The organism is Pseudomonas sichuanensis (genome assembly GCF_024749065.1).
Lineage (GTDB): Bacteria > Pseudomonadota > Gammaproteobacteria > Pseudomonadales > Pseudomonadaceae > Aquipseudomonas > Aquipseudomonas sichuanensis.
Map to the genome: position 1 here is coordinate 1,194,668 of NZ_CP087185.1, position 26,588 is coordinate 1,221,255.

General features: G+C 65.5%; 18 protein-coding genes. 4 read left to right on the plus strand and 14 right to left on the minus strand.

The annotated features are described in order from the left end of the window. Positions 1–41 precede the first annotated feature (41 nt). The 7 genes from cmoB to LOY51_RS05610 all read right to left on the minus strand — a co-directional run bounded on the left by cmoB (position 42) and on the right by LOY51_RS05610 (position 11,043). The gene (gene cmoB, locus LOY51_RS05580; RefSeq protein WP_125857606.1) at positions 42–998 is read right to left on the minus strand and encodes a tRNA 5-methoxyuridine(34)/uridine 5-oxyacetic acid(34) synthase CmoB; all 957 of its coding nucleotides are present in this window, start codon (positions 996–998) and stop codon (positions 42–44) included. Continuing rightward, positions 995–1,738, minus strand: a complete 744-nt coding sequence (gene cmoA, locus LOY51_RS05585) for a carboxy-S-adenosyl-L-methionine synthase CmoA (RefSeq protein ID WP_125462821.1) — start codon at positions 1,736–1,738, stop codon at positions 995–997. The genes cmoB and cmoA overlap by 4 nt, the downstream gene beginning before the upstream one ends. Positions 1,739–1,827: 89 nt before the next feature. After that, on the minus strand, positions 1,828–2,220 hold the full coding sequence (locus LOY51_RS05590) for a protease inhibitor I42 family protein (protein WP_258645137.1): 393 nt from the start codon (positions 2,218–2,220) through the stop codon (positions 1,828–1,830). Positions 2,221–2,353: 133 nt separating this feature from the next. Continuing rightward, positions 2,354–4,774 carry an endopeptidase La gene (gene lon / locus LOY51_RS05595; protein WP_125857608.1) on the minus strand — a complete coding sequence of 807 codons (2,421 nt, stop codon included), beginning with the start codon at positions 4,772–4,774 and terminating at the stop codon, positions 2,354–2,356. Between the two features lie 155 nt (positions 4,775–4,929). Then, positions 4,930–7,341 (minus strand): glucose/quinate/shikimate family membrane-bound PQQ-dependent dehydrogenase, encoded by a 2,412-nt coding sequence (locus tag LOY51_RS05600; RefSeq protein WP_125857609.1) that lies wholly within the window; start codon positions 7,339–7,341, stop codon positions 4,930–4,932. A gap of 30 nt (positions 7,342–7,371) precedes the next feature. After that, positions 7,372–8,718, minus strand: coding sequence for a carbohydrate porin (locus LOY51_RS05605; protein ID WP_125857610.1), 1,347 nt, complete (start codon positions 8,716–8,718; stop codon positions 7,372–7,374). A gap of 282 nt (positions 8,719–9,000) precedes the next feature. After that, positions 9,001–11,043: a TonB-dependent receptor gene (locus LOY51_RS05610; RefSeq protein WP_258645140.1), complete on the minus strand. Its 2,043-nt coding sequence runs from the start codon at positions 11,041–11,043 to the stop codon at positions 9,001–9,003. 299 nt (positions 11,044–11,342) lie between these two features. Here LOY51_RS05610 and LOY51_RS05615 point away from each other — a divergent pair, with 299 nt between their 5' ends. Both LOY51_RS05615 and LOY51_RS05620 read left to right on the plus strand, forming a co-directional pair. Next, the gene (locus LOY51_RS05615) at positions 11,343–11,564 is read left to right on the plus strand and encodes a VF530 family protein (RefSeq protein WP_110995111.1); all 222 of its coding nucleotides are present in this window, start codon (positions 11,343–11,345) and stop codon (positions 11,562–11,564) included. Further along, positions 11,564–12,190: a Pr6Pr family membrane protein gene (locus LOY51_RS05620; RefSeq protein ID WP_258645144.1), complete on the plus strand. Its 627-nt coding sequence runs from the start codon at positions 11,564–11,566 to the stop codon at positions 12,188–12,190. Before LOY51_RS05615 ends, LOY51_RS05620 begins: the two co-directional genes overlap by 1 nt. Positions 12,191–12,337: 147 nt before the next feature. Here the strand turns inward: LOY51_RS05620 and LOY51_RS05625 are convergent, their stop codons facing one another. The 3 genes from LOY51_RS05625 to LOY51_RS05635 all read right to left on the minus strand — a co-directional run bounded on the left by LOY51_RS05625 (position 12,338) and on the right by LOY51_RS05635 (position 16,868). Further along, the gene (locus LOY51_RS05625; RefSeq protein WP_258645147.1) at positions 12,338–13,099 is read right to left on the minus strand and encodes a siderophore-interacting protein; all 762 of its coding nucleotides are present in this window, start codon (positions 13,097–13,099) and stop codon (positions 12,338–12,340) included. Further along, the gene (locus LOY51_RS05630; protein WP_125857614.1) at positions 13,096–13,632 is read right to left on the minus strand and encodes a PadR family transcriptional regulator; all 537 of its coding nucleotides are present in this window, start codon (positions 13,630–13,632) and stop codon (positions 13,096–13,098) included. Before LOY51_RS05630 ends, LOY51_RS05625 begins: the two co-directional genes overlap by 4 nt. 89 nt (positions 13,633–13,721) lie before the next feature. Next, complete coding sequence (locus LOY51_RS05635) at positions 13,722–16,868, minus strand: transglycosylase domain-containing protein (RefSeq protein WP_258645150.1); 3,147 nt, start codon at positions 16,866–16,868, stop codon at positions 13,722–13,724. Positions 16,869–17,291: 423 nt separating this feature from the next. Here LOY51_RS05635 and LOY51_RS05640 point away from each other — a divergent pair, with 423 nt between their 5' ends. Further along, a complete protein-coding gene (locus tag LOY51_RS05640; protein ID WP_125462831.1) occupies positions 17,292–18,710 on the plus strand; it encodes an amino acid permease in 1,419 nt (472 codons plus the stop codon). A 127-nt stretch (positions 18,711–18,837) separates the two neighbouring features. Here LOY51_RS05640 and LOY51_RS05645 read toward each other — a convergent pair whose 3' ends face one another. From LOY51_RS05645 to LOY51_RS05655, 3 genes are all read right to left on the minus strand, one after another. Next, positions 18,838–19,089, minus strand: coding sequence for a DUF3077 domain-containing protein (locus LOY51_RS05645; protein ID WP_125462832.1), 252 nt, complete (start codon positions 19,087–19,089; stop codon positions 18,838–18,840). Beyond that, the gene (locus tag LOY51_RS05650) at positions 19,086–19,325 is read right to left on the minus strand and encodes a hypothetical protein (RefSeq protein ID WP_258645151.1); all 240 of its coding nucleotides are present in this window, start codon (positions 19,323–19,325) and stop codon (positions 19,086–19,088) included. Before LOY51_RS05650 ends, LOY51_RS05645 begins: the two co-directional genes overlap by 4 nt. Before the next feature lie 758 nt (positions 19,326–20,083). Then, a complete protein-coding gene (locus LOY51_RS05655) occupies positions 20,084–21,703 on the minus strand; it encodes an FMN-binding glutamate synthase family protein (protein WP_125462834.1) in 1,620 nt (539 codons plus the stop codon). A 180-nt stretch (positions 21,704–21,883) separates the two neighbouring features. Here LOY51_RS05655 and LOY51_RS05660 point away from each other — a divergent pair, with 180 nt between their 5' ends. Continuing rightward, positions 21,884–22,147 carry a type B 50S ribosomal protein L31 gene (locus tag LOY51_RS05660; protein WP_125857617.1) on the plus strand — a complete coding sequence of 88 codons (264 nt, stop codon included), beginning with the start codon at positions 21,884–21,886 and terminating at the stop codon, positions 22,145–22,147. Positions 22,148–22,218: 71 nt separating this feature from the next. Here LOY51_RS05660 and LOY51_RS05665 read toward each other — a convergent pair whose 3' ends face one another. Further along, the gene (locus LOY51_RS05665) at positions 22,219–26,499 is read right to left on the minus strand and encodes a DEAD/DEAH box helicase (protein WP_258645156.1); all 4,281 of its coding nucleotides are present in this window, start codon (positions 26,497–26,499) and stop codon (positions 22,219–22,221) included. Positions 26,500–26,588 lie beyond the last annotated feature (89 nt).

Here is a 26,588-nt window from a genome sequence, read left to right on the forward strand (position 1 = left end):
AAGCGCTAACTGTCTGGCATTACCCTTTCAGGGCGCCTTTTTTATTTGCGCGCCAGCAGCGTGGCGCGGCGCGGGGCCGGCAGGCCTTCGACGGTCTTGCCGTGGTCGTTCGGGTCGAGGAAGTCGCCCAGCGACTGGTAGCGCATCCACTCGGTGCTGCGCTGCTCCTCGACGCTGGTAACGCTGACATCGACGCAGCGCACATCGCTGAACCCCGCGCGGCGCAGCCAGCGCTCCAGCGCCGGCACCGACGGCAGGAACCACACGTTGCGCATCTGCGCATAACGGTCCTCGGGCACCAGCACCTGGTTTTCATCGCCCTCGATCACCAGGGTTTCCAGCACCAACTCGCCACCTTTCACCAGGCAGTCCTTGAGCGCCAGCAGGTGCTCGATGGGCGAACGGCGGTGGTAGAACACGCCCATGGAGAACACCGTGTCGAAACCTTCCAGGTTGGCCGGCAGCTCCTCCAGGGCAAACGGCAGGTGCCAGGCCGGCAAGTCCGGCAGGTACTGCTGCACCGCCTGGAACTGGCAGAAGAACAGCCAGTTGGGGTCGACCCCGATGACCATGTCGGCACCGGCGCCGAGCATGCGCCACTGGTAGTAGCCGTTGCCGCAACCCACATCGAGTACGCGCTTGCCCTTAAGGTCCAGGTGCGGGCCGACCCGCGACCATTTCCAGTCCGAGCGCCATTCGGTGTCGACGTGCACGCCGAACAGGTCGAACGGCCCCTTGCGCCAAGGCGACAACCCCATCAAGGCCTGGCGCATCTGCTCCCGGGTGGCGTCGTCGCAGTCGCAGTCCAGGCGCAGGCCGTCGACCAGGTCGATCTCGCTTGGCGTCAGTCGTGGCAGCGCTTCGAGCGCGCCGCGCCAGCGGTCGAGGTCGCCGTGGCCCTTTTCCAGCTTGGTTTGCAGTTGTGCCTGCAGGCCTTGGGACCAGGTGGCGAGAGGCGTGCCCGCCAGGCGGCGGACGAGGGGGGACAGATCGATCATGGCAGGGCTATCAGCGAGGCGAAGTTAAGGCATTGGAACCAGGGCACGACCTTGGAGAAGCCGGCGGCGCGCAGGCGCTCGGCATGGGTTTCCAACGTATCGGGCTTCATCACGTTTTCGATGGCGCTGCGCTTCTGGGCGATTTCCAGTTCGCTGTAGCCATTGGCCCGCTTGAAGTCCAGGTGCAGGTCGTTGAGCAGTTGCTGTTGCTGGTCGTCGGCGAAGCGCAGCTTTTCCGAGAGGATCAGCGCACCGCCCGGCAGCAGCGCCTGGCGAATACGGCCGAGCAACTCCAGGCGCTGTTCGGGGGCGATGAACTGCAGGGTGAAGTTCATCGCCACCACCGAGGCGGGCTCGAACGGCAACGACAGGATGTCGGCCTCCAGCACCTGTACCGGCAACAGCTCCTGGAACATCGAATCCTGGGCCGTGAGGTACTGGCGGCAGCGCTCGACCATGGCCGCGGAGTTGTCCACGGCAATCACCCGGCAACCCTCGGTGCGCACATGCCGGCGCAGGGCCTGGGTCACCGCGCCCAGCGAGGCGCCGAGGTCGTACAGCGCTGTATTCGGCTGGGCGAAGCGCGCGGCCAGCACGCCGAGGTTCTCGACGATGGTCGGGTAACCGGGCACCGAGCGCTTGATCATGTCCGGGAACACTTGCACCACGTCCTCGTTGAAAACGAAGTCGGGTACCTGCTCCAGGGGCTGGGCGAAAAGGCGGTCGGGTTGTTTGCTCACGAAGGGTCCGGGCGGCTGGCAATCTACAGGGGCGGCATTCTAGCCAAACCACGGCAAGCTTGCATGACTGGCTGACCGGCGCTGCTGGCTCACTTGACCCGAATGGCGCAATCGAAGGTCTGCACCGGGCGCACTTCCGGGGCCCAGGGCTGCTGGTAGACCAGGATCAGGTGGCCCTCGCCGGCGGCCTTGGCCTGGAAGCGCCAGGTGGAGGTCCCGCCGCTGCCGACGATACCGGCTTCCTCGGGGGTGCTGTAGACCTCGGGGCCGAGGGCCCGGAGGATTTCCGGGGCCGGGTTCTGCAACAGCCAGCGGTAACCGGTGCTGGGGTTGCTGGGCAGGGTGAGGGTCATGGTCTGGCCAACCTGCAGGCGCGTCGGGCATTCGCTTTCGGCGTCCAGTTCGACGTTGCGTTGCGGCTGTTGCGCACAGGCGGTGAGCAGGGCGAGGCCCAAGGGAACGAGCAGACGAGGGAGGGTCATGTTGGCTCCGGAGGCTGAATTTGCCAGAGGATAACCGAAGTTGTGCTGCCTGTGCCGGCCTCATCGCGGGGCAAGCCCGCTCCCACAGATCATGGCACCTGTGGGAGCGGGCTTGCCCCGCGATCGGGATCGGTCAGAACAACACTTTCGCCACGTCGGCAAAGCGCTTGGCGAAGTGCACGGTCAGCCCTTCCTTCAGATACTCCGGCAACTCGGCGAAATCGCCACGGTTGGCCTCGGGCAGGATCAGCTCGAAGATTTTCTGCCGCCGCGCGGCAATCACCTTCTCGCGCACGCCGCCAATCGGCAGCACCTGCCCGGTCAGGGTCAACTCGCCGGTCATGGCCACGCCTTTCTTCGGCACCTGGTCACGGGCCAGCGACAACAGCGCGCTGGCCATGGTCACACCAGCGCTGGGGCCATCCTTGGGGGTGGCGCCTTCGGGCACGTGCAGGTGAATGAAGGCCTCGTTGAAGAAGCCTGGCGTGCCACCGTACTGCTTCAGGTTGGAGCTGACATAGCTGTAGGCGATTTCTGCCGACTCCTTCATCACATCCCCCAACTGGCCGGTAAGCTTGAGGCCGCGGTTGAGGGTGTGGATGCACGTGGCCTCGATCGGCAGGGTGGCGCCGCCCATGCTGGTCCAGGCCAGGCCGGTGATCACGCCCTTGCCGGCCAGCACCTGTTCGCTGCGGAACACCGGCATGCCGAGGGCTGGCTCGAGCTCCTTGTTGCCGATCTTCAGTTTGGCGCCCGGGTCTTCCAACAGCTTGACCACCGCCTTGCGCACCAGCTTGCCCAGTTGTTTCTCCAGCTGGCGCACGCCAGCCTCGCGGGCATAGCCCTCGATCACCGTTCGCAGGGCGCTGTCGCTGATGCTCAGGCTGCTCTTCGAGACACCGGCCTTTTCCAGCTGCTTGGGCCACAGGTGGCGCTTGGCGATGGCCAGTTTTTCTTCGGTGATGTAGCCGGACAGGCGGATCACTTCCATACGGTCGAGCAACGGCCCGGGGATCGAGTCCAGGGTGTTGGCGGTGCAGACGAACAACACTTTGGACAGGTCCAGGCGCAGGTCCAGGTAGTGGTCGAGGAAATCGACGTTCTGCTCGGGGTCGAGGGTTTCCAGCAGCGCCGAGGCGGGGTCGCCCTGGTAGCTCTGGCCCATCTTGTCGATCTCATCGAGCATGATCACCGGGTTCATCACCTCGACCTCCTTCAGCGCCTGCACCAGCTTGCCCGGCTGGGCGCCGATGTAGGTGCGGCGGTGGCCCTTGATCTCGGCCTCGTCGCGCATGCCGCCGACGCTGAAGCGGTAGAACGGCCGGCCGAGGGATTCGGCGATGGACTTGCCGATGCTGGTCTTGCCCACCCCGGGCGGGCCCACCAGCAACACGATCGAGCCGCTGATCTCGCCTTTCCAGGCGCCCACGGCGAGAAATTCGAGGATGCGTTCCTTGATGTCATCGAGCCCGGCGTGATGGCGGTCCAGCACCTTGCGGGCGTGGGCAAGGTCGAGCTTGTCGTCGCCGTACACGCCCCAGGGCAGGGCGGTGGCCCAGTCCAGGTAGTTGCGGGTGACGGCGTATTCCGGCGAGCCGGTTTCGAGGATGGCCAGCTTGCCCATCTCTTCGTCGATGCGTTTTTTCGCCTGCTCGGGCAGGGTCTTGTCTTGCAGGCGTTGCTGGAACTGCTCGACATCGGCGCTGCGGTCGTCCTTGGTCAGGCCCAGCTCCTGCTGGATGACCTTGAGCTGTTCCTTGAGGAAGAATTCGCGCTGGTGCTCACCGATCTGTCGGTTCACCTCGGCGGAAATCTCGTTCTGCAGGTGCGCGACTTCGACTTCCTTGCGCAGCATTGGCAGCACCTTCTCCATGCGTTTGAGCATGGGTACGCAGTCCAGCACTTCCTGCAGCTGGCTGCCGGTGGCGGAGGTGAGCGCGGCGGCGAAATCGGTGAGCGGCGACGGGTCGTTGGGGCTGAAGCGGTTGAGGTAGTTCTTCAGCTCTTCGCTGTACAGCGGGTTGAGCGGCAGCAGCTCCTTGATCGCGTTGATCAGCGCCATGCCGTAGGCCTTCACCTCATCGGTGGGCTGCGCCGGCTGGTGCGGGTATTCGACTTCGACCAGGTAGGGCGGGCGGTGATGCTTGAGCCAGGTGCGGATGCGCACCCGGGTCAGGCCCTGGGCGACGAACTGCAGCTTGCCGCCTTCGCGGCTGGCGTGATGCACCTTCACCAGGGTGCCGTACTGGGGCAGGGCCTTGGTGTCGAAGTGGCGGTGGTCTTCGGCCGGGGTGTCCATGAAGAACAGCGCCAGCGAGTGGTGCGGGGTCTTGGCCACCAGGTCGAGGGTTTCGGCCCAGGGCTCTTCATTGACGATCACCGGCAGCACTTGCGCGGGGAAGAACGGGCGATTGTGGATCGGGATCACGTAGACCTTGTCCGGCAGTTGCTGGCCGGGCAGGGCGAGATGGTGGCCGGCGCCGGTGGCGTGGTCGGGGTGTTCGACTTCGCTGTGTTCGTCGGGGCGGTCCGGGAAATCCTGCTGGTCGCTCATGGGGCACCTGCGTGAATGGCTATGGTGCTTAGATGGGGCGGGGAGGGATGGGTTTCAAGCATTGAGCTTCTAGCCACAAGCTTCAAGCTGCAAGAGAAAAGCGCGACCGGGCTGGTTCGACGTTCTCTTGCAGCTTGCAACTTGAGGCTTGCAGCTTACTCCGCGAGTTTGTAAGCGATGATGTAATCGCCCATGCGGGTGCCCAGCGAGCCATGGCCGCCGGCGGTCACCAGCACGTACTGCTTGCCGTCCTTGCCGGTGTAGGTCATCGGCGTGGCCTGGCCGCCTGCCGGCAGGCGGGCTTTCCACAGCTCTTCACCGTTCTTCACGTCATAGGCGCGCAGGTACTGGTCCAGGGTGCCGCTGAGGAAGCCCACGCCACCGGCGGTGACGATCGAGCCGCCCATGCTCGGTACGCCCACCGGCATGCCGATCGGTACCGGGGTGCTGTCACGGGTGGTGCCGTTCTTGTGCTTCCACACCACTTTGTTGGTGAACAGGTCGATGGCGGCCACATAGCCCCAGGCCGGGGCCTGGCACGGCACGCCCAGCGGCGACATGAACGGGTGCATGGTCACGGCATACGGCGCGCCGGTGTTCGGCTGCACGCCGCTGGTCTCACTTTCGCGCTTGCTGCCTTCGGCAACCTGCTCACGCGGCACCATCTTCGACACGAAGGCCATGTAGTTGGGCGAGGTGAACAGCAGCTGGCGCACCGGGTCGACCGACACGCTGCCCCAGTTGAACACGCCGACGTTGCCCGGGTAGACCAGGCTGCCCTGCTCGGACGGCGGGGTGTACTGGCCTTCGTAGCGCAGGCTGCGGAACTGGATGCGGCAGAGCATCTGGTCGAACGGCGTGGCGCCCCACATGGCCTGTTCGGTCAGGTCGGGGCCGAGCAGGTTGAGGTCGGAGCGGGCCTGGGTCGGTGCGGTGTGGTCGCCCTTGACCGCGCCTTGCGGGACCGGGATCTCGCGGATCGGCACGATCGGCGTGCCGTCGCGGCGGTCGAGCACATACAGGCTGCCTTGCTTGGTCGGCACGATGACCGCGGGCTTGACGCCGTCGTCGGTCTTCAGGTGGACCAGGGTCGGCTGGCTGCCGACGTCCATGTCCCACAGGTCATGGTGGGTGAACTGGTAGTTCCAGCGCGCCTTGCCGGTGGCCAGGTCCAGGGCGACGATGCCGGCGCTGTACTTCTCGGCGCCCGGGGTGCGGTCGGCGCCCCACTGGTCGGGGGTCTGGTTGCCCAGCGGCAGGTAGATCATGCCGAGGTCTTCATCGACGCTGGCGATCGACCACATGTTGGCCGAATTGCGGCTGTAGAACTTGCCGTCGGCCAGGGGCTTGGTGTCGTCCGGGTTGTTGCTGTCCCAGTTCCATACCAGGTGCCCGTCGTGCACGTCATAGGCGCGGATCACCCCGGACGGCTCGTTGGTCGACTCGTTGTCGGTCACGTGGCCGCCGATGATCACCAGGCTGCGGGTGATCGCCGCCGGCGAGGTGGAGTAGTAGCCACCGGCGGTGAACGGGCCGATGCCGCGGGTCAGGTCGATCACGCCCTGGTTGGCGAAGCCTTCGCAGACCTTGCCGTTATCGGCGTTGATGGCGATCAGGCGGGCGTCGGCGGTCGGCAGGTAGAGGCGGCGCGGGCAGGCCTGGGCCACGGCTTGGCCGGCGTCGGTGATTTTCGGCGCGGGGCTGCCGTCACGGCTGACGTAGCTGTTCTCGTCGTAGTAGGAGACGCCACGGCAGGTCATGTGGGCGAAGCCCTTGAAGGTGCCGGTAGGGCTCTTGACCTGCGGGTCGAAGCGCCAGATTTCGGCGCCGGTGTCCGGGTCCAGGGCCAGCAGCCTGCTGTGGGCGGTGCAGGCATAGAGCATGCCGTTCACTTTCAGCGGGGTGTTCTGGTTGGTCAGCTCGACCGGGTCGTTCTCGGTCGGCAGGTCACCGGTGCGGATGCGCCAGGCTTCTTCCAGGCGGTAGGCGTTCTGCGGGGTGATCTGGCGCAGCGGCGAATAGCGGTCGCCGTGCTCGGTACGGCCGTAGGCCTGCCATTCACCGTCCGGCATGGCCGGTGCGGCGCTGCCCATTTCGCTGTCGTCGCGGGTGAACGCGCCACGGATTTCGCCCGGGTGGGTGAACTGGCTGGCCACGGCGGTGGCACCGGAAGCTACCACGGCCAGGCTGAGCAGGGCGGTGTTGATCCTGGAAGCCGGGCCGATCAGCGGGCGACGCGCCCACGGCAGCAGCAGCACTACGCCGATGGCGAACCAGATGGCCAGGCGTGGCACCAGCTGCCACCAATCCAGGCCGACTTCCAGCAGGGCCCAGACCGTGCTGCCCAGCAGCACCAGGCCGTACAGGCCCAGGGCGATGCGGCGCTTGGCCAGCAGCAGGATGCCGGACAGGGCAAAGCCGATCCCGGCGATCAGGTAGTAAAGCGAGCCACCCAGCTGGCTCAGCTTGATGCCGCCGGCCAGCAGGGCCAGGCCCATCAGCAACAGCAGCACGCCCATCAGGCGCGGTAGCCAGCGGGTTCCATTGTTGGCACCGTCAGTGCTCATCGTCTGTTCTCCGTAGAGTGGAAGGGGGGGTTAGAAAGTGCTCTGGATCTTCAGGCCACCGATCAGCGCGTCATCGACGTGCGACACGCCGCCCGGGTGGCGGATGTACTGCAGGTTCGGGCGCACGGTGAGCCAGTTGGCCAGGTGGATGCCGTAATAGAGTTCGGCGCTGTATTCGGTGTCCTGCACGGGCAGGTAGCCAGGGTTGTCGTAGTCGTAGAGACCGGCGGCCTGGTTGATGAGGCGGGCGTTCTTGCGATAGCCGGGGTTGACGTGCACACGGGCCAGGGCGAAACCGATGTCGTCCTTGGCGCGGGCGTCGAACGGCCCTTTGTAAACCACACCTGCCTGTACATAGTTGTCGATGGCATTGGTCTTCTTGTCGTGCACCGTGGCATTGGCGAACAGGCTCAGGCCACGCGACTGGTCGGACGCCTGCGCGGTCACCTGCTGCTGCACGCCGAGCCACAGGCCGTGCTTGCTCGAACTGCTGCGGTAGGCGGCGCCGCTGATGGCGGCCGGGGCGCCGTTGCTGTCCTTCAGAACATCCTGTGCCTTGGCATTACTGTAGTAGTAGCCGGCGCGATATTCCCCTTTCAGGCCATTGAGCCGCGGGCTCCACACCAGTTCGACCGGCATCACCGCACCTTGCGTGCCGCTGCCGCTGAGCTTGAAGCCGTTCCCCGATTCGAGGTTGGACGGGTTCTGCTCGAATACGCCGACCTGGGCATAGAGTTCGTCGTTGAGGTTGTAGCGCACGCGCAGCGCCCACTGGCTGACCGGCCAGTTGTACCAGATGCCGCCCACCCAGTTGCCGACCTGCGAGCCGCAGAACGCCAGGTTCTGGAAGTCGCAGGGGAAGCTGTTGAAGTCTTCGCCTTCGCCGAAGCGGCCGAATTTCACATCAAGCGCGCCGTCGAAGTACTTCTGCTTGATCCACATCTGCGTCAGCCGCCAGGTTTCGCCGCGGCCCCAGACTTCCTGGGCCGAGGTGAAGCCGCCGACGCGTGGGTCGTTGATGCGGTCGTTGCTGATGTTGTCGCCGTGGCGTTCGGTGACGGTCAGCTGGACCTCGGTGTCATGCCAGCCGAGGATCTTCTGCAGGTCCATGTTCACGCCGAAGGTGAACTGGTCGCTGTAGCGTGCGGCGCGGTCGTGGCTGTAGCCACCGTGCAGGTTGCTGCCCATCTCGCCGGTGTAGCCGAGGGTGAAGTCGTAGCCCTTTTCCAGCAGATCGGTGCGGGTGCCGCCCCAGTCGCCGAGCATCCAGGGGGAGTCCTTGGCGAACAGTTCGCTGGCGCTGGTGGTGGGGGACAGGCTGCCGAGCAGGGTGGCAAAGGCGAGTCCGGCGTAGCGGGTAGTGGGCAACTGGAGCATGAGATAGCGCTATCTTTTGATTGTTGAAGAAACGGCAAGCGCAACGAGGCGTGGGAGCATCGAAGGGAAAAGGCTGCGAAAGGTATTCGATGAAGCGATTCAGCTTGCGGCGGGGAGGATATAGGGGAAGTTGTAAGAAAAAAAGACAAAATGTCGCAGGGGATTGTTGCTCACCGGGTAACAGTTCGAGGCACAGGGGCCACTGTGGGAGCGGGTTTACCCGCGAATGCAATGTTGAATCCACTGCGCATTCGCGGGTAAACCCGCTCCCACAGAGGAACCTCAGAAGGAAGTGCGCAAACCAACCTCCACACTACGCCCCGGCGCCGGCGCGATATCCCGCAGGATCGAACTGGCATAACGCACCGTCTGGTCCGTCAGGTTCTCCCCCCGCACAAAGGCCAGCCACTGGCTCTGGCCGATATCGAAGCGATAACCCAGGCTGGCACCCAGGGTGGTGTAACCCTCGGTGCTGGTCTCATTGGCCGGTTTGCGGTGCTGCGAAGCGGCATGCTGCACGTCGACCCGCGCCTGCCAGCGATCCAGTTCCCACACCAGCCCGCTGTTCAGGCGCAAAGGCGCGATGCGCGGCAGTGGCTCGCCGCTGTCGAGGTTCTTCGCCCGGGTGTAATCGCCCGAAAGCTCCAGGGCGAAACTGCCGTAGCGGTTCTCCAGCAACTGCCAACGGTCCTGGGCCTCGATGCCATAGAAGCGCGCACGCACGCCCTGGTACTGGTACTCGGGGAAGCCTTCGTGCTCATGGTCATGATCATGGTCTTCGTCATGGTCATGATCGTGCCCCTCGCGCAGGTTGCCGGTACCGATCAGGCCGATGTAGTTGCGAAAGTGGCTGTAGAACACGCCGACACTGCCCTTGTGGGTGCCATTGTCGAAGCGCAGGGCCAGGTCGCCGGAGATGGCCTTCTCTTTGTTCAGGCTGGCGTCACCCACTTCATAGGCGCCGGTGGCGACGTGGGCGCCGTTGGCGTACAGCTCGTAGAAGGTCGGGGCGCGCTCGGTGTAGCCCAGGTTGGCGGCCAGCGCCCACACCGGGTCAAGCTGGTACACGGCGCCGGACGAGAGGCTGAAGGCGTTGAAGCTGCTGGCGCTGTCGGCAGCGGCGAAGGTTTCGTTGCCCTTGGCATCGGGGTCGACGCGGGTGTGCTCCAGGCGGGCGCCCAGGCTCAGGTTCAGGCGCTGCGTGGCCTGCCATTGTTCGAGCATGAACAGCGCCAGGCTGTCGGTGTCGGTGTGCGGGACGAATGCCTCTTCACCCAGGGCGGAGAATTCGTTGCGGCTGACCTGTGCGCCGATCACCCCCTCGACCGGGCCGAGCGGCTGGTGCCGCGCCTCGATGCGCGCCTCGTAGCCTTTGTTCTTGAAGGTGGTATGCACTTCGCCGCTTTCGATCTCGCGGTGCTGGTAGTCGGTGTAACCGGCATCGACCTTGACCGAGCTGAACGGGCCGTCGAGGTCGCGCAGCTCCGAGGCGAAGCCGTAGTGGTCCTGTTGCATGTCCAGGCGCACACCGGGCTCGGCCACCGAGCCGTAGTTGCTGTCGTAGCGGCTGTAGGACAGGCCGGTGTAGCCGTGATCCCAGTGGTAGCTGCCGCCGATTGCGCCACCGTCCTGGCGACCGTCGCTGTTTTCCAGGCGGTGCTTGCTGCCGGGCTCGTCGGCGTCGCGCACCTTCGAGCTGCGCGCATAACCGGGGATACGCAGGTCGTTGAACTGGCGGCTGTTGGCATCCAGGTGCAGGGCGAAGGCGCCGTTGCCGGCTTCCAGCTTGCCGGCGCTGCTGCGGGTGGTGTCGGCGCCGCCGTAGCGCAGCTCACCGGCGCCGTGGATGCCGTCGATGGGCGCGTCGGGGATGCGGTTGTCGAAGGTGTTGACCACACCGCCGATGGCGTTGCCGCCGTACAGCAAGGCGGCCGGGCCACGCACGATCTCGACCCGTTCTACGGTGACCGGGTCCAGCGGCACGGCGTGGTCATAGGACAGCGACGAGGCGTCCAGGGCACCGACGCCGTTACGCAGGATGCGGATACGGTCGCCGTCCAGGCCACGGATCACCGGGCGGCTGGCGCCGGGGCCGAACCAGGTGGAAGCCACGCCGGGCTGTTTGTTCAGGGTCTCGCCCAGGCTGCCGTGCTGCTGTTGCAGCAGCGCGTCGCCTTCGAGCACGGTACTGGGGGCGGCCAGTTGCGCGTTGCCCAGCGGGTTGGCGGTGATCACCTGGGGTTGCAGCTCGACGGCGTGGCTTGCGGGCGAGGCCAGCCACAGCGCTACGGCGAGGGGGGAGAGGTGCAGGGGGATGTGACGCATGGGGTGGGGCGTTCCTTGGCAGAAATGCTAGTAGTTACTTTATAACATTTCATCACAAGCTGTTCGGTACTGGCCAGCACTTTGTGGACTGGCGTGGTTGTCTGTAGGAGCGGCCTTGTGTCGCGAAGGGGCGCGTGGCGGCCCCAGGATCGTGGCCATGGCATAGATCGCCGGGGCTGCTTTGCAGCCCTTTCGCGACACAAGGCCGCTCCTACAGGGCACAGCTGCGCAGGCCGTAGATGCCACTACCCCACTACACTCGTGTAAGGTGCGCACCTTCCCGAACCTGGAGCACTGGCATGAGCACGGCCCAACACAATGCGCTGCACGGCAAGACCCTCGAGCAGATCCTCACCGAACTGGTGGCGCACTACCAATGGCAGGGCCTGGCCGAGCGCGTCGATATCCGCTGCTTCAAGAGCAACCCGACCATCAAGTCGAGCCTGACCTTCCTGCGCAAGACGCCCTGGGCGCGGGAGAAGGTCGAGCTGCTGTATGTGAAGCTGCAGCGCAAAGGCTGATGCCGCGCCGCCCCTGGCTGACGCTCGCTGCCGTGCTCGGCTGGGCGGGCCTGGCGATCCAGCTGTACCTGGTGCTGCTGGCGCGCTGGCAGGCGCAGGCCAGCCTGATTGGCGGGCTGGTCAACCTGTTCTGCTTTTTCACCGTGCTGAGCAACACCCTGGCGGCCACGGTATTGAGCCATGCCGCGTTCGGTCGCGAGTCGGCGGCCAGGCGCTGGTTCCTCTCACCCGCGGTCAGTTCGTGCATCGCCGCCAGCATCGTGCTGGTAGGCCTGGCCTACAGCCTGCTGTTGCGCCACCTGTGGCAACCCCAGGGCTGGCAATGGTTGGCCGACGAGCTGCTGCACGATGTGATGCCGGTGCTGTTCTTTCTGTATTGGTGGTTCGAGGTGCCGAAGGGGCAACTGCAGCTGCGGCACCTTGCGATGTGGGCGCTGTATCCGGGGCTGTATTTTGCCTTTGTGCTGTTGCGCGGGCATGAGATCGGGGTCTATCCGTATCCCTTCGTCGATGTGGCGCGGTTGGGGTATGGGCAGGTGATGGTCAATGCCCTGGGGGTGCTGGCGGGGTTCTGGGGGATCGGGCTGGTATTGCTGGGGCTGGACCGGTGGCGCAGGCCTTCATGACGTTGTTGGTGTTATCGCGGGGCAAGCCCGCTCCCACGCTGATCCACCCTTGGACTGCCCCCAAGAAGTTGAACACCAATCCAATCCTTAGGAGTAGTCCACAGCGTGGGAGCGGGCTTGCCCCGCGATAATGCAGTACTGGCAACCTTATTCGTCGTCGGCGGTGCCGTCAGCTCGCCAGTAAGCAGCGGCCTTGAGGGAATCCTCGGGCACGCCTTTCTCCAGCAGCAATGCCTTGGCCTGGCGGGTCAGAGATTTCTCCAGCGCCACCCAGCCGTACAACCGGCCATCTGGCAACGCCAGGTGCTTCACCCGCTCCAGCACGTCTTCGGCATGCCGGCGCACCCAGATCACCTCGACCTGCGCCTTGCTCGGCAGTGGCTGGCGCTCCTGTTCATCCTCGATCTGGATCACCGCCAGCACCTGGCGCCCCGCCGGCAGCTCTTCCAGGCGCCGCGCAATGGCCGGGATCGCCGTTTCATCGCCAATCAGCAGGTAGCTGTCGAAAATATCCGGCACCACCATCGAGGCCCGTGGCCCGGCGATATCCAGCGTTTGCCCCGGTGCGGCCTGGGCGGCCCAGGTCGACGCCGGGCCGTCGCCGTGCAGGACGAAATCGATGTCCAGCTCCAGGTTCTGCAGGTCGATGCGCCGTGGCGTGTATTCGCGCATGGTCGGCCGGGCGCCACCGTCGCGGCCCAGGTTGCGTGCATCGATGGCCACCTGCTCCTCGGGCGTGCAGGCAAACAGCAGCTTGATGTGATCGTCCGTGCCGACGCTGGTGAAACCGGCCAGCTCGGCGCCGCCGAGGGTGACGCGGCGCATGCGCGGGGTCAGCTCGGTGACCCGCAGCACGACGAGGCGGCGCTGGCGGATCTCGTGGTTGACGCGATGGATGGTGTCGCTCATGGGGTGTTCTCCGTAACGGCCGGCCCGGAGGCGATGGCCTTGGCGGTGTCGTTGAGCAGGGTGCGTACCCGCTCGATCTCGTCGGGCGTCCAGCGGCCGCTGTGCATGTGCAGGGCGTGGCGCAGGTTGCCGACGGCTTCATGGATTTCAGCGGGGCGGTCATGGCCGCGCAGGGCACGCTTGCTCACTTCGATGCGCATGCGCACGCCGTCGAGGGCGACTGCTTGCTCGGCCAGGGCATTGCGACCGGCATCGGTGATGGCGTAAAGGCGCTTGCTGCCCTGGACCTGGCCGCCGATCAGCTCGGCTTCTTCGAGGTAGCTGAGGGTTGGGTAGATCACGCCGGGGCTTGGGCTGTAACTGCCGTCGAACAGGTTCTCGATCTGGCGAATCAGGTCGTAGCCATGGCCAGGCTGCTCGGCCAGCATCGACAGCATCAGCAGTTTCAGGTCGCCCGGGGCGAATACCCGCGGGCCGCGCTCGCCGCGGCCAGGGCGGCGTTCGAAGGGGTCATGGGAGGAATGGTCGCGCATGGCGCAAGGGCTCCGTCTGTTTCGATATATCGCAAGATATTACTCAAGATATATCTAAAGACAAGCCCTCAAATGCAGATGATTATCATCTAGTTGCTCGATAGGTCGTTGCGCCGTACGGGTTGCAATGCCACCTGCGGTGCCTTGCAGGCGTTGGGATTGTTCGGTTCCAGGTATGGCATGAGGATCGGCGCCATGCCCTTGAGCACCTGCACCGGCAGGGCCGAGGTGAAAGTGAAGGCTTCGGCCGTGCGCCCCGGGACGAAGGCGGTGAGGGTGCCGAAATGGTTGTCGCCGAGGAAGAACACGAAGGTGGCGGTGCGGTTCAGCGAGCGCGAGCCGATCAACCGGCCACCGGCGCCGAAGCTTTCGATGCGGTTGTCACCGGTGCCGGTCTTGCCACCCATCACCAGCGGCGTGCCGTCGTGCAGTTTGAAGCTGCCCGAGATGCGCCGTGCAGTACCGGCGTCCACCACCTGCGACATCGCGCCCTTGAGCGCCCGGGCCACCTCGACCGGGAGGATCCGCTGGCCACGGTCGGGGTCGCTGAGCAGCTGGGTTTCGTAAGGCGTGCCCTGGGCGAAGTGCAGGGTGTCGATGCGCAGGGTCGGCAGGCGCACGCCGTCGTTCTGGATGATGCCGACCAGCTCGGAGAGCGCGGCCGGGCGGTCGCCGGAGCTGCCGATGGCGGTGGCCAATGACGGCACCAGGTGGTCGAACGGGTAACCCACGCGCTTCCAGCGCTGGTGGATGTCGAGGAACGCCTCGATCTCGACCATGGTGCGGATGCGGCTGTCGCGAGCGCCCTGGTGGCGGCTCTTGAACAGCCAGCTGTACACCTCCTGGCGCTCGAAACGGCTGGCGTTGAGGGTGTCCTTGAGCGAAGCGCCGGGGTTCTTCAGCAGGTAGCCGAGCATCCACAGGTCCAGCGGGTGGACCTTGGCGATATAGCCCTGGTCGGGCAGGTCGTACTTGCCCGGCCCGTAGGCTTCGTACATTTCCACCAGGCGGCTGTCGGTGAGCTTGGCCATGGCGATCTTGTCGTCCTTGCTGTGGGCCCTGACAAACGCGTTGAAGGTTTCCTGGCCCGATTCGGGGAACAGGTAGCGGTGCACCGCCGCCAGGCGTTGCGGGGTGACGCGCATGCTGTCGAGGAAGGTATCCAGGCGCTGTTGCGAGGTCTTGCGCTGGTACTTCTTCCAGAACCGCATCATGTAGTTGCTGCCTTCGCGGTCGGCGAAGCGCGCCAGGTATTCCTGGCGCCGTGGGTCGCTGTCGTCCCTGAGCAGCGGTTCGCGGTTGAACGGCTGCTGGTAGGTGACGTAGCGCACCAGATCGCGCATCAGGCGGATGAACGGCAGGTTGATTGATTCGCGCAGGGCATCCTTGAGCGTCGGGTTGCGGTTGTTGTCTTCCTTGCGGAAGTTGTTGAACACGTGCATGCCGCCGCCGGTGAAGAAGGCCTCGCCGGTATTGGCCGAGTACTTGCGCTCCAGGGCCGCGTCGAGCATGGCATCGAGGCTCTGGTTCTTCTGGTTCAGCATCAGCCATTCCAGCGACCACTGGCTGATGCGGTCGAGTTCGGCCACCGGCACCTTCTTCAGCTCGGCGGGCGGCTTGCCGGCGTACTTGTCGTGCAGCTCGGCGATGATTTCCAGGTAGGTGGTCAGCACGCGCAGCTTGGCGGTGGAGCCCAGTTCCAGCTTGCTGCCCTCGTTGATGTCGAAGGGCTGGTTGGTGCTGTCGGTTTGCACCCGCACCCGCGAGCCGTCGTCGGTACGCTCGAACAGGGTGAAGCTGTAGCTGACCTGGTCGGTGGTCTTGCTGGTGAGCAGGCGTTCGCCGATCAGGCCCATCTGCGCGGCGAACGCCGGGTCGGCGAGGTTCTTCAGGTACTGGCTGACCTGCACGTTGAGGTCGGCCTGCAGGGTGCTGGTGGCCGACAGGTCGAGGCGGTCGAGGTCGTACAGCGGGCGGTTGAGCATGGCTGCCAGGCGGTTGCGGGCCAGGCTGATGCCCTTGTTGGTGATGATCGGCACGATGGTCGGCTGGGCTACCCAGTCGCGGTACACCGCCTTGCTGGCCAGGGCCGCGTCGGCCAGCGGGCGCTCGACGATGCCGTTGGCGGCGAGCACGCGGATGTGCGCGTCGGTGAGATCGGCAAGCTCCAGGCGGCCCTTGGACAGGTAATGCGAGGGCCGGCGCTGGGCAATCATCAGCGACAGCACCTGGCGCAGGGCCAGGCCGCGCTCGGCCAGGCTTTTCTCGTCGCTGGCGGTGGACGTGAGGGCCTGGTTGACCTGGTCGAAATCGGCGCCGTACCAGACGCGCAGGCCCTCGGCCATGCCATGCACCTCACCGTGCCCGGGCACTGCCGACAACGGCACGCTGTTGAGGTAGTCACGCACGATGCGCTCGCGCGCCTCGGTGGTGTCCGGCCCGCCCTGGTAGGCGCGCACGCTGGCCGAAATCATCTGGCGGATCTTCTCGGCGCCGGACACGGTCAGGCCGTCCGGCGAATGCCGGTACTTTTCCAGCTGAGTGGCCAGGGTGCTGCCGCCGGCCGATTGGCCGGGCAGCGCCAGGTACTTGGCCACCTGGCTGTAGGCGGCCTTGGCGAAGCGCGGCCAGTCCACCGCCGGGTTGCTCTTCGGGTCCGCAGGGTCCAGCAGTTCGCGGTTTTCGATGAACAGCAGGCTGTTGACCATCACTGGCGGGATCGCCGCGAAGTTCGGGTACAGGTGCTGCGGGTAGTTGTACTGGTAGAGGGTGTCGCCACGGCAGTCGGTGATCGACAGGCCGGCCTGGATCTTCTCGACGTAGGGCACGAACAGACCATGCTCGGCATAGCTCATCAGCGCCGGGGAGAAGCGCACCTGCTGGTTGATCAGGTAGTCGCGCTTGAGCAGGCGCGGCAGGAATTCGCCCAGGGCGCTGTAGCCCAGGCGCTTGTCGAAGGGGCCGTCACCGGGGTAGACGATGGCGTCGCTGGGGCCGGGGTCGAGCTGGTAGGTGAGGGTACTGGCCAGTTTGCTGAATTCGCGCGATTGCAGGCGCGACGTCTGGATCTCCTGCCAGGCGGCGTAGCCCACGGCTGCCACGGCGACGATCAGGATGAGCAGGATCAACCGCCACCACAGATGGCGCTGGCGCGCAGGTTTTGGCGGTGGGGTTTCAGCCTGGGGTGCTTTGGGTGCTTCCGTACTGCTTGGTTCCGATTGCCACAGTGCGCCCATAGTCTTGAGTCCGGCCAGGTATTTTCGCGTTGCTTGTCTGAAGCTTAGACGTTGGTCGGCTTTGGTGAAAAATTTGTAGGAGGCTTCGAAGGTGCCTGTACGAACATGCGCCTTTGGTGCGACTTCCATTCTTCGGCAATGTTGCTAAGGTAGCTGCCCCATTCCTGTGCATGGGCACTGAAGGGCGGTGATGCCCCTCCGTGAAAGGCGTTTTGGCCGAGGAATCTCGCCAAATTTCCTGCTTTATATAGTGAAAAGCCCTGCATGTGGCTTCCTATACTGCTCGGCCCCTTCGCCCTGCCCGCAACCCGCGCGGCAGACAGGCCGGCCCACAAGGCCGCCTGGCAAGACGACGTTGCGCCTATCGGCGCGGCCGGTGCTGCACGAAGGTCAAATCCAATAACAAAATGAGGTTGTATTGCTATGCCAGTCGGCAACCATCCTGCCCACGGCGAGTCCGCCCAGGGCGGCCCGCTCAAGCGCGAACTGGGCGAACGGCACATCCGCCTGATGGCCCTCGGCGCCTGTATCGGCGTCGGCCTGTTCCTCGGTTCGGCCAAGGCCATCGAAATGGCCGGCCCCGCCATCATGCTGTCCTACATCATCGGTGGCCTGGCCATCCTGGTGATCATGCGCGCCCTCGGCGAAATGGCCGTGCACAACCCGGTCGCAGGTTCCTTCAGCCGCTACGCCCAAGACTACCTCGGCCCGCTGGCGGGCTTCTTGACCGGCTGGAACTACTGGTTCCTGTGGCTGGTGACCTGCGTTGCCGAAATCACCGCGGTGGCCATCTACATGGGCATCTGGTTCCCCGATGTGCCGCGCTGGATCTGGGCGCTGATGGCCCTGGGCAGCATGGGCGCGATCAACCTGATCGCGGTCAAGGCGTTCGGCGAGTTCGAGTTCTGGTTCGCTCTGATCAAGATCGTCACCATCATTGCCATGGTGCTCGGCGGCATCGGCGTGATCGCGTTCGGCTTCGGCAATGACGGCGTGGCCATGGGCATCTCCAACCTGTGGAGCAACGGCGGCTTCATGCCCAACGGCGTGACCGGCGTGCTGATGTCGCTGCAGATGGTGATGTTCGCCTACCTGGGCGTGGAAATGATCGGCCTGACCGCCGGCGAAGCGCGCAACCCGCAGAAGACCATCCCCCAGGCCATCGGCTCGGTGTTCTGGCGCATCCTGCTGTTCTACGTGGGCGCGTTGTTCGTGATCCTGTCGATCTACCCGTGGAACGAAATCGGCAGCCAGGGCAGCCCGTTCGTGATGACCTTCGAGCGCCTGGGCATCAAGACCGCCGCCGGCATCATCAACTTCGTGGTGATCACCGCCGCGCTATCGTCGTGCAACGGCGGCATTTTCAGCACCGGGCGCATGCTCTACAGCCTGGCGCAGAACGGCCAGGCCCCGGCCACCTTCGCCCGCACCTCGAAGAGCGGCGTGCCGCGCAATGCGCTGCTGCTGTCGATCGGCGCGCTGCTGCTGGGCGTGCTGGCCAACTACCTGGTGCCGGAGAAGGTGTTCGTCTGGGTGACCTCGATCGCCACCTTCGGCGCGATCTGGACCTGGGTCATGATCCTGCTGGCGCAGCTCAAGTTCCGTGCCGGGCTGTCTACTGCCGAGCGCAACGCGCTCAAGTACCGCATGTGGCTGTGGCCGCTGAGCTCGTACCTGGCGCTGGCGTTCCTGGTGCTGGTGGTGGGGCTGATGGCGTACTTCGAGGAGACCCGCGTGGCGCTGTACATTGGCCCGGCGTTCCTGGTGCTGCTGACGGCGCTGTACTACAGCTTCCGCCTGGCGCCGAAAGAGGCGCAAGGCGTGGCGAGTAACGCCGCCTGATCAACGAAGCCCCGGCCAGTGCCGGGGCTTTGTTTTTGTGTCTGTTGCGAGGGCCTCATCGCGGGGCAAGCCCGCTCCCACGCATTTGAACGTGGGAGCGGGCTTGCCCCGCGATGAGGCCATTGGATCAACCGGAGCGATTCATTCCCAGCTCCATGTCATCGATCAACGCCTTGGCCATGGCGCTGAGGATGCGCGCTGAACTGCCGGCGAGCATGTCGCCTTCCATTTCAGCTTCGCAGGTGAGGTGGCGGATGCAGCCGAGCAGTACCGACAGCTCGTCGAAAGCGTGCTGGAAGGGGATGCCGGGCTGGATGCGGAACAGCTCCAGGCAGGTGGTGGTGCCTGAGGTGTTGCCATGGTTGGTCGGGGTGGTCATGGCTGCGCTCCCGTTTCGTGGCGGATCAGGGGGTAGAGCAGCTGGTTCAGGTAGACGCAGGTATTGAGCAGGGTCTGGCGCTGCTCTTCGCTTTCGGTGTCGAAGTACATGTCGAGGACTTCGCGCAGGCATTCCATCAGCGAGGTGGCTTCGGTACGGGCGGCTTCGGGGGTGAGGTCGGCGGAGATGGTCAGGTAAGGGAAGAAACGCGGTGGATCGGGGACGATTTTTTTCATAGGTGTATCTCTTGTGCTGGCTCAGGGAGGCACCACCCCAGGCAATTCTCACAAGACAAAGGGTGGCAGCCGTGAACGGGGTGAGAATCCGGGGCACAAGAAACCCGGTCAGACCGAAGTCTGCCCGTACACGGCTGCCATGAAAGAGAAGCCGGAATTTCTTGAGGCTTCGGGATTCTCACACCCCGGTCACCAAATATGGCGACCGGGTGAAGTTAGCCCTGAGGGATTTCTCCGACAACGCAGCAACTTCCGGCAGGTGCGTAGGATAGTTCCCAAGCGCTGCTGGCTGAAGCATTTGGTTTCAGGTTCGGAAATGTCTTACGGGGTGGGAGGTCCTGGCCGACCACCGCTTCAGGGCGGCCAGGTGCCAGGCGAAGGTTTTGCAGCGCCCTTGAGATCGAGCGCCGCCCGCGCGGCGCATCGCTGGCAAGCCAGCTCCCACATTTGTTTCGGGCCAGTTATGTCTGTGGAAGTACCGCTGCCCGCCTTGGTGCATGCCTCAAGTCAGGTGAGGCGCCAGTGGTGCCCACCTCAATATCGAGTCGAACCAACAAGGCGGACAGTGATGAACTTTCAGGAGTGACTGGCCCGAAACAGATGTGGGAGCTGGCTTGCCAGCGATGCGCCGCGCGGGCGGCGCTCGATCTCATAGGCGCTGAAAAAGCATCGGCGAACACCTAGTGGCCCTCACCCAATCCCCGGGCAAGCACCTGGTGGCCTTCGCGCAACCCCCTTGAAAGGCAAGCCCGCACCCCTCAAGCCGCCACCTCACTCTGCGGCTCAAAACTATCCGCCCGCGCCAACTGCCACATCCGCGAATAAAACTGCCCATTCACCTCACCGGTCAGCAACTCCCCCGGCTTGAGGAACACATGCATCTGCGAGAACAGCTTGATCTCGGTCGCCGAAATGCGCCGCACCAGGTGCTTGGCCTCCAGCTGCGCCGGGTGTTCCAACCCCGCCGCCGCCAACATCTCGGCCAGCGCGCGCAGGGTGTTGTGGTGGAAGTTGAGCACCCGCTGGGCCTTGTCCGGCACTACCAGCGCGCGCTGGCGCAGGGCGTCCTGAGTGGCGACCCCGGTCGGGCACTTGTTGGTGTGGCAGCTCTGCGACTGGATGCAGCCGATGGCGAACATGAAGCCGCGCGCCGAGTTGGCCCAGTCGGCGCCAATCGCCAGCACGCTGGCGATGTCGAAGGCGCTGACGATCTTGCCGCTGGCACCGAGCTTGATCTTGTCGCGCAGGTTCAAGCCCACCAGGGTGTTGTGCACGAACAGCAGGCCCTCGCGCAGCGGCACGCCGATATGGTCGGTGAACTCCACCGGCGCTGCGCCGGTACCGCCTTCCTTGCCATCGACCACGATGAAGTCGGGGAGGATGCCGGTTTCCAGCATGGCCTTGGCGATGCCCATGAACTCCCACGGGTGGCCCAGGCAGAACTTGAAGCCCACCGGCTTGCCGCCGGACAGCTCACGCAGCTGGGCGATGAACTGCATCATCTCGATAGGGGTGGAAAACGCGCTGTGGCGCGACGGTGAGATGCAGTCCTCGCCCATCAGGATGCCGCGGGTCTCGGCGATTTCCTGGGTGACCTTGTGCTTGGGCAGGATGCCGCCGTGGCCGGGTTTGGCACCTTGGCTCATCTTGATCTCGATCATCCGCACCTGCGGGTTCCGCGCCTGGGCGGCGAAGCGCTCGGGGTCGAAGCGCCCGTCGGGGGTGCGGCAGCCGAAATAACCGCTGCCCAGTTCCCAGGTCAGGTCGCCGCCGTGCTCCCGGTGGTAGGGGCTGATGCTGCCTTCGCCGGTGTCGTGGGCGAAGTTGCCGAGCTTGGCGCCTTTGTTCAGGGCGCGGATGGCGTTGGCGCTGAGCGAACCGAAGCTCATGGCTGAAATGTTGAAGATCGACGCCGAGTACGGCTGGGTGCACTGCGGGCCGCCCACGGTGACGCGGAAACTGGCCGGGTCGGCCAATGGCGCCGGGCGCATCGAGTGACCGATGAATTCGAAACCGGATTCGTACACATCAATCAGTGTGCCGAAGGGTTTGTCCGACGCTTCGTTCTTCGCCCGGGCATAGACCAGCGAGCGCTGGGCACGGGAGAACGGCAGGGCATCGCTGTCGGACTCCAGCAGGTATTGGCGGATTTCCGGGCGGATGGCTTCGACCAGGTAGCGGATGTTGCCGAGGATCGGGTAGTTGCGGCGTACCGCGTGGCGCTGTTGCAGCAGGTCGAACACACCGATCAGGCTGAGCACCCCGGTGGCCAGGGTGAACGGCCACAACCACTCATGGTGGAGCAACGGCAGGCTGGCGAGGGTAAACAGCACGCAGGCGGCGAAAAAGGCGTAGCGACTGAGAAGTGACAGGCTCATACGGGGTCCTTGCGAATGGCTCGGTCAGGCTCAGGGCCTGGGGCGAACCCCGACCATAGCCCGCTGGCCGGCCCATGGCCAGCCTGGGGCGGCGCAGGAAAAATGAAAATACGGGTATCGAAAATCATTCGCGATAGTATATGTTATAAAGTATCACTTTGAGATCGAGGAGTACCCACCATGAAAGCAGGCATCCACCCCGCGTACCGCACTGTGCTGTTCCATGACACCGCTGCCGATGCGTACTTTTTGATTGGCTCGACCGTCGATACCGATCGCACCCAGCAGCACAGCGATGGCCAGACCTACCCCTACGTGGCGCTGGATGTGTCCAGCGCTTCGCACCCGGTGTACACCGGGCAGCAGCGCAAGACCACGGTGGAAGGGCGGGTGGCCGGGTTCAACAAGCGCTTTGCCGGGTTTTCCGGGAAGACCGGGCAGTAGTCGAATGCTATCGCGGGGCAAGCCCGCTCCCACGAGTTCCAGCGTGGGAGCGGGCTTGCCCCGCGATAGCGTCAGTTGCCAGAGCGCAACAAGCGCTGGTGCCACAGCGTTTGCTCAGCCAACGGCACATCAACCAGATACTGATACTTCCCCGCCACCCGGCACGCCACCGCCACCCCATCGCGGTACAGCAGCCGATTGCCGTTCACCGCCGGCACCTTGGCCCCCGGCAGCAAGGTGCCCGCCAGGTTCAACGGATCGCAACCACTCACCACCACCAGCGCCCCGTCCGCTTCGCGCCTGCGCACCTGGCGCAATACCCCGATGGCTTCGGGCAAGGCGAACTGCTCGCCGGCCAGCCCTGCGATAAAGCGCCCGCCACGGATCTCACCGCGGGCTTCGAGGCGGTGATAGCAATGCAGCAACTCACGCCACGACGGCAGCACATCGCTTTCACGCTCCAGCAGGCGCCAGCACACCACGCCGTAGCGACGCAGCAGGCTGCGGGCGATATGTTCCAGGCGCGGGTCTTTGTCCACTGCGCTGCCCGCGCGGCGCAGCAGCGCCCAGCGCCCGGCATGGGCCATGGCGCTCGACAGCGGCGGATGCCCGCGCCGGCTGCTGCGCGAAGCGCGTTTGGCCGCCGGGGTGATCAGGCTGCGCAGGCCACTGAAACTGTCGGCGCTGGCCAGGCCAAAGCCGACCAGTTCCTGCAGCGCGGTTTCCAGCTCGCTGGGCAGCAGGTGCGCCTCGTGGGCAAGTTCGTCGAAGAACAGGGCGCCGTGGGCCTGCAAGCTTTGCAGCACGCGCTGGCCGCGCGGCGATAGCTGCTGCGGATCGGGCGTTGGCGCAAGGCTGCGCCACAGGCCAAGTTGCTCGCGTGGCAGCAGCACCAAGGGTGCGCTGGTCAAGGTGCTGGCCGAGGCCGTGGCCGCCAGCCGGCTCCAGGCCCAATGGCCGCTGCGGCAGGCATCGTCCAGCCAGTGCGGGCTGTAGTCCTTGATCCGTGCCGGCAGCAGTTCCGCCTCCCAGGCGCCGGCGGCAGCCGGGAAGCCTTGCAGCTGGCCGAGCACTTCGCCCACGGCCTGCGGGCCACGCAGGCGCTCTTCGCCGGCCAGGTGCTGCCAGTCGAACAGAAAACGCATGAAGTCCTGCAGGCTGACCGGTTCGATCTCGCGGCGCAGGCGCTTGACCGTATAGCGGTGGATGCGCGCCAGCAGGTGGCGTTCGCACCACTGCACTGCGCGCTCACCCGGGCTGAACTGGCCGCGCAGCACGTAACCTTCGCCTTCCAGCCGGGCGAGGGCCTGTTCGCAGTCGCCCAGGGCGCAACCCAGCGGCGTTCCGATCTGGGCGAGGGTCAATGGGCCGAAGCCGCTCAGCCGGGCTCGCAGCAGTTCGCTCAGCGCGGTGTCCTGCGCATAAGGCTGGTCGAAGCCCGGGAGCACTGGCAGCGCTGGTTCCAGGTGGGCGCCGGGGAACACTGCGCTGATCAAGTCAAGACGCTCACGGGCCAGCCACATAGGCGGCCCGCCCGCCTGCAGGCGGCAGGCTCTGCCGGACTGCGCGAGTTGCCCAAGCAGGGCGATCCACCCTGGGTTGGCCTCGGCTTCGGCCTGGGTGATCACCCCCAGGCTCATCAAGGCTTCGTGCAGTTCATCGGCGTTGGCCGCGTGCGGCCAGGCCTCGGCCTGCACGGCGCGGATGGCGTCGATGTCCAGCGCACCGAGGTCGTCGCTGCTGTGCACTTCGTTCCAGCGGCGGTTGAGCACGGCCTGGGTGCGCCGCTCTTCCAGCGGGGCATCGTCGAGGAAGGTGTAGGGGCGGGCGTTGAGGATCGCCGAGGCCAGCGGTGAAGGCGCCGGCAGGTCGCGGCTGAGCAGGCGGATGTCACCGGCCTCCATGCGCCGCAGCAGCGCCAGCCAGCCTTCGCTGTCCATGGCCTCGTGCAGGCAGTCGTCGAGGGTCTGTTCGACCAGTGGGTGATCGGGAATCTGCCGCTCGCCGACCAGGTTCTCCAGGCAGGCGATCTGGTCGGGGAATACCGCGGCTATCAGGTCTTCGCTCTTCATCCGCTGGATCTGCGGCGGCACCTTGCGCCCGCCCACATAGCGCGGCAAGGCCATGGCCACCGCCGCGCACCAGCGCCAGCGCACGCCGAACAGCGGCGCGTCGAGCAGGGCCTGGACAAGGATCGGCTCGGCCGTGCGGCTGTTCAGGTAACGCCAGACCTCGTCCAGTTCGAAACTGTGGCTGCTCGACAGCGACAGCACGATGGCATCCTCGCTGGCCGCCGCCTGCAGCTCGAAGTTGAACGTGCGGCAGAAGCGCTTGCGCAGGGCCAGGCCCCAGGCGCGGTTGATGCGGCTGCCGTAGGGCGAATGAATGATCAACTGGGTGCCGCCGGACTCGTCGAAGAAGCGCTCCATCACCAGGGTCTGCTGCGAGGGCAGGGCACCAAGCACCTGCCAGGTGCGGCCGAGGTAGTCGAGCAATTGCTGGGCGCAGCCTTCATCCAGTTGGTAGGTGGTGCGCAGCCAGCCCAGCGCCTGGTCGAAATCGCCGGCCTGCAATTGTTGATCAAGGCGCGCCTGCAGCCGCGCCACTGCGCCGGACAGCTCATTGCTGCGCCCGGGCGCCTCGCCGATCCAGAACGGAATGGTCGGTGGCTGGCCTCGGGCATCCTCGACCCGTACCCGCCCAGGCTCTACCCGCAGGATGCGGTAGGAGGCGTTGCCCAGCTGGAAGATATCGCCAGCGATGCTTTCTATCGCGAAGTCTTCGTTGACGCTGCCGATGTTCAGCGCCTGGGGTTCGAGCAGCACGGCGTAATCGGCGGTTTCGGGGATGGTGCCGCCGCTGGTCAACGCGGTCAGCTGGCTGCCGCGTCGCCCGCGCAGGCTGGCGCTGACCGCATCACGGTGCAGATAGGCGCTGCGCACGCCCTGGCGGCCGTTGAAACCCTCGGCGAGCATGCGCAGCAGGGCCTGGTAGTGGCCTTGGTCGAGGGCGGCGTAGGGGGTGGCCTGGCGCAGCAGGTTGAACAGTGCGCGCTCGTCCCAGGGCTGGTTGCTCACTTCGGCGACGATCTGCTGGGCGAGCACGTCCAGCGGTGCCGCCGGGATATGCAATTCGTCGAGTTCGCCCTGGCGTACACAGTCGAGCAAGGCGACGCACTCGATCAGCTCGTCCCGCGAGGTGGGGAACAGCCGGCCCTTGGGCATGCCATCGACCTGATGCCCGGAGCGCCCGACCCGCTGCAAGAAGGCGGCGATCGAGCCGGGCGAGGCGATCTGGCAGACCAGATCGACATCGCCGATATCGATACCCAGCTCCAGCGAGGCGGTGCTGACCAGCACCTGCAACTCGCCAGCCTTGAGTTGCTGCTCGGCCTTCAGGCGATGCTCCTTGGCCAGGCTGCCGTGGTGCGCGGCCACGGCGTCGTTGCCCAGGCGCTCGCCCAGGTGGCGGGTGAGCCGTTCGGCCAGGCGCCGGGTGTTGACGAAGATCAGCGTGGTGCGGTGCTGGCGGGCCAGCGCGGCCAGGCGCTCGTAGACCAGCGCCCAGACATCGCTGGCCATGACCGCGCCCAGCGGCACCGGCGGCACTTCGAGGGCCAGGTCGCGCTGGCGCACATGGCCGATGTCGACGATGGCGCAGGGGCGCTGGTGGCCAACCAGGAACTGCGCTACCCGCTCCACCGGGCGCTGGGTCGCCGACAGGCCGATGCGCCGCAAGGGGCGGCCGGCCAGGGCTTCCAGGCGTTCCAGGGTCAAGGCCAGGTGGCTGCCGCGCTTGTTGCCGGCCAGGGCGTGGATCTCGTCGACGATCACCGTGTGTACGCCGGCCAGGCCTTCGCGGCCCGACGCCGAACCCATCAGCACGTACAGCGATTCCGGCGTGGTCACCAGGATATGCGGGGCCAGCTTGCGCATGGCCGCGCGCTCCTTCTGCGGGGTGTCGCCGGTGCGAACGGCCGTGGTGATGCGTGGCGCCTTCAGGCCGAGCTGCTCGATCTGCGCGCTGATGCCTGCGAGCGGGGCCTCGAGGTTCAGGCGAATATCGTTGGACAGTGCCTTGAGCGGCGAGACGTAGACAACCTGGGTTTGCGCCGGCAGTTCGCCGTCGCGGTCGAGCCCTTGGCAGAACAGCTCGTCGAGCACGGCGAGGAAGGCGCTCAGGGTCTTGCCCGAGCCGGTCGGCGCGGCCAGCAGCATCGACTGGCCTGCATGGATCAGCGGCCAGGCACCGGCCTGGGCCTCGGTGACCGTGGCGAAGCGCTGGCGGAACCAGGTGGCCACGGCAGGGTGGAACAGGCCGAGCACCGGGTGCTGATGGGCGGGGAGGTTCATGGATTGGTTATGGAGCGTTGCAGGCGGATAGGCAAGGGGCCGTTCGTCTGCCTGTTCCGGCTTCATCGCGGGGCAGGTATCCTGCGTCT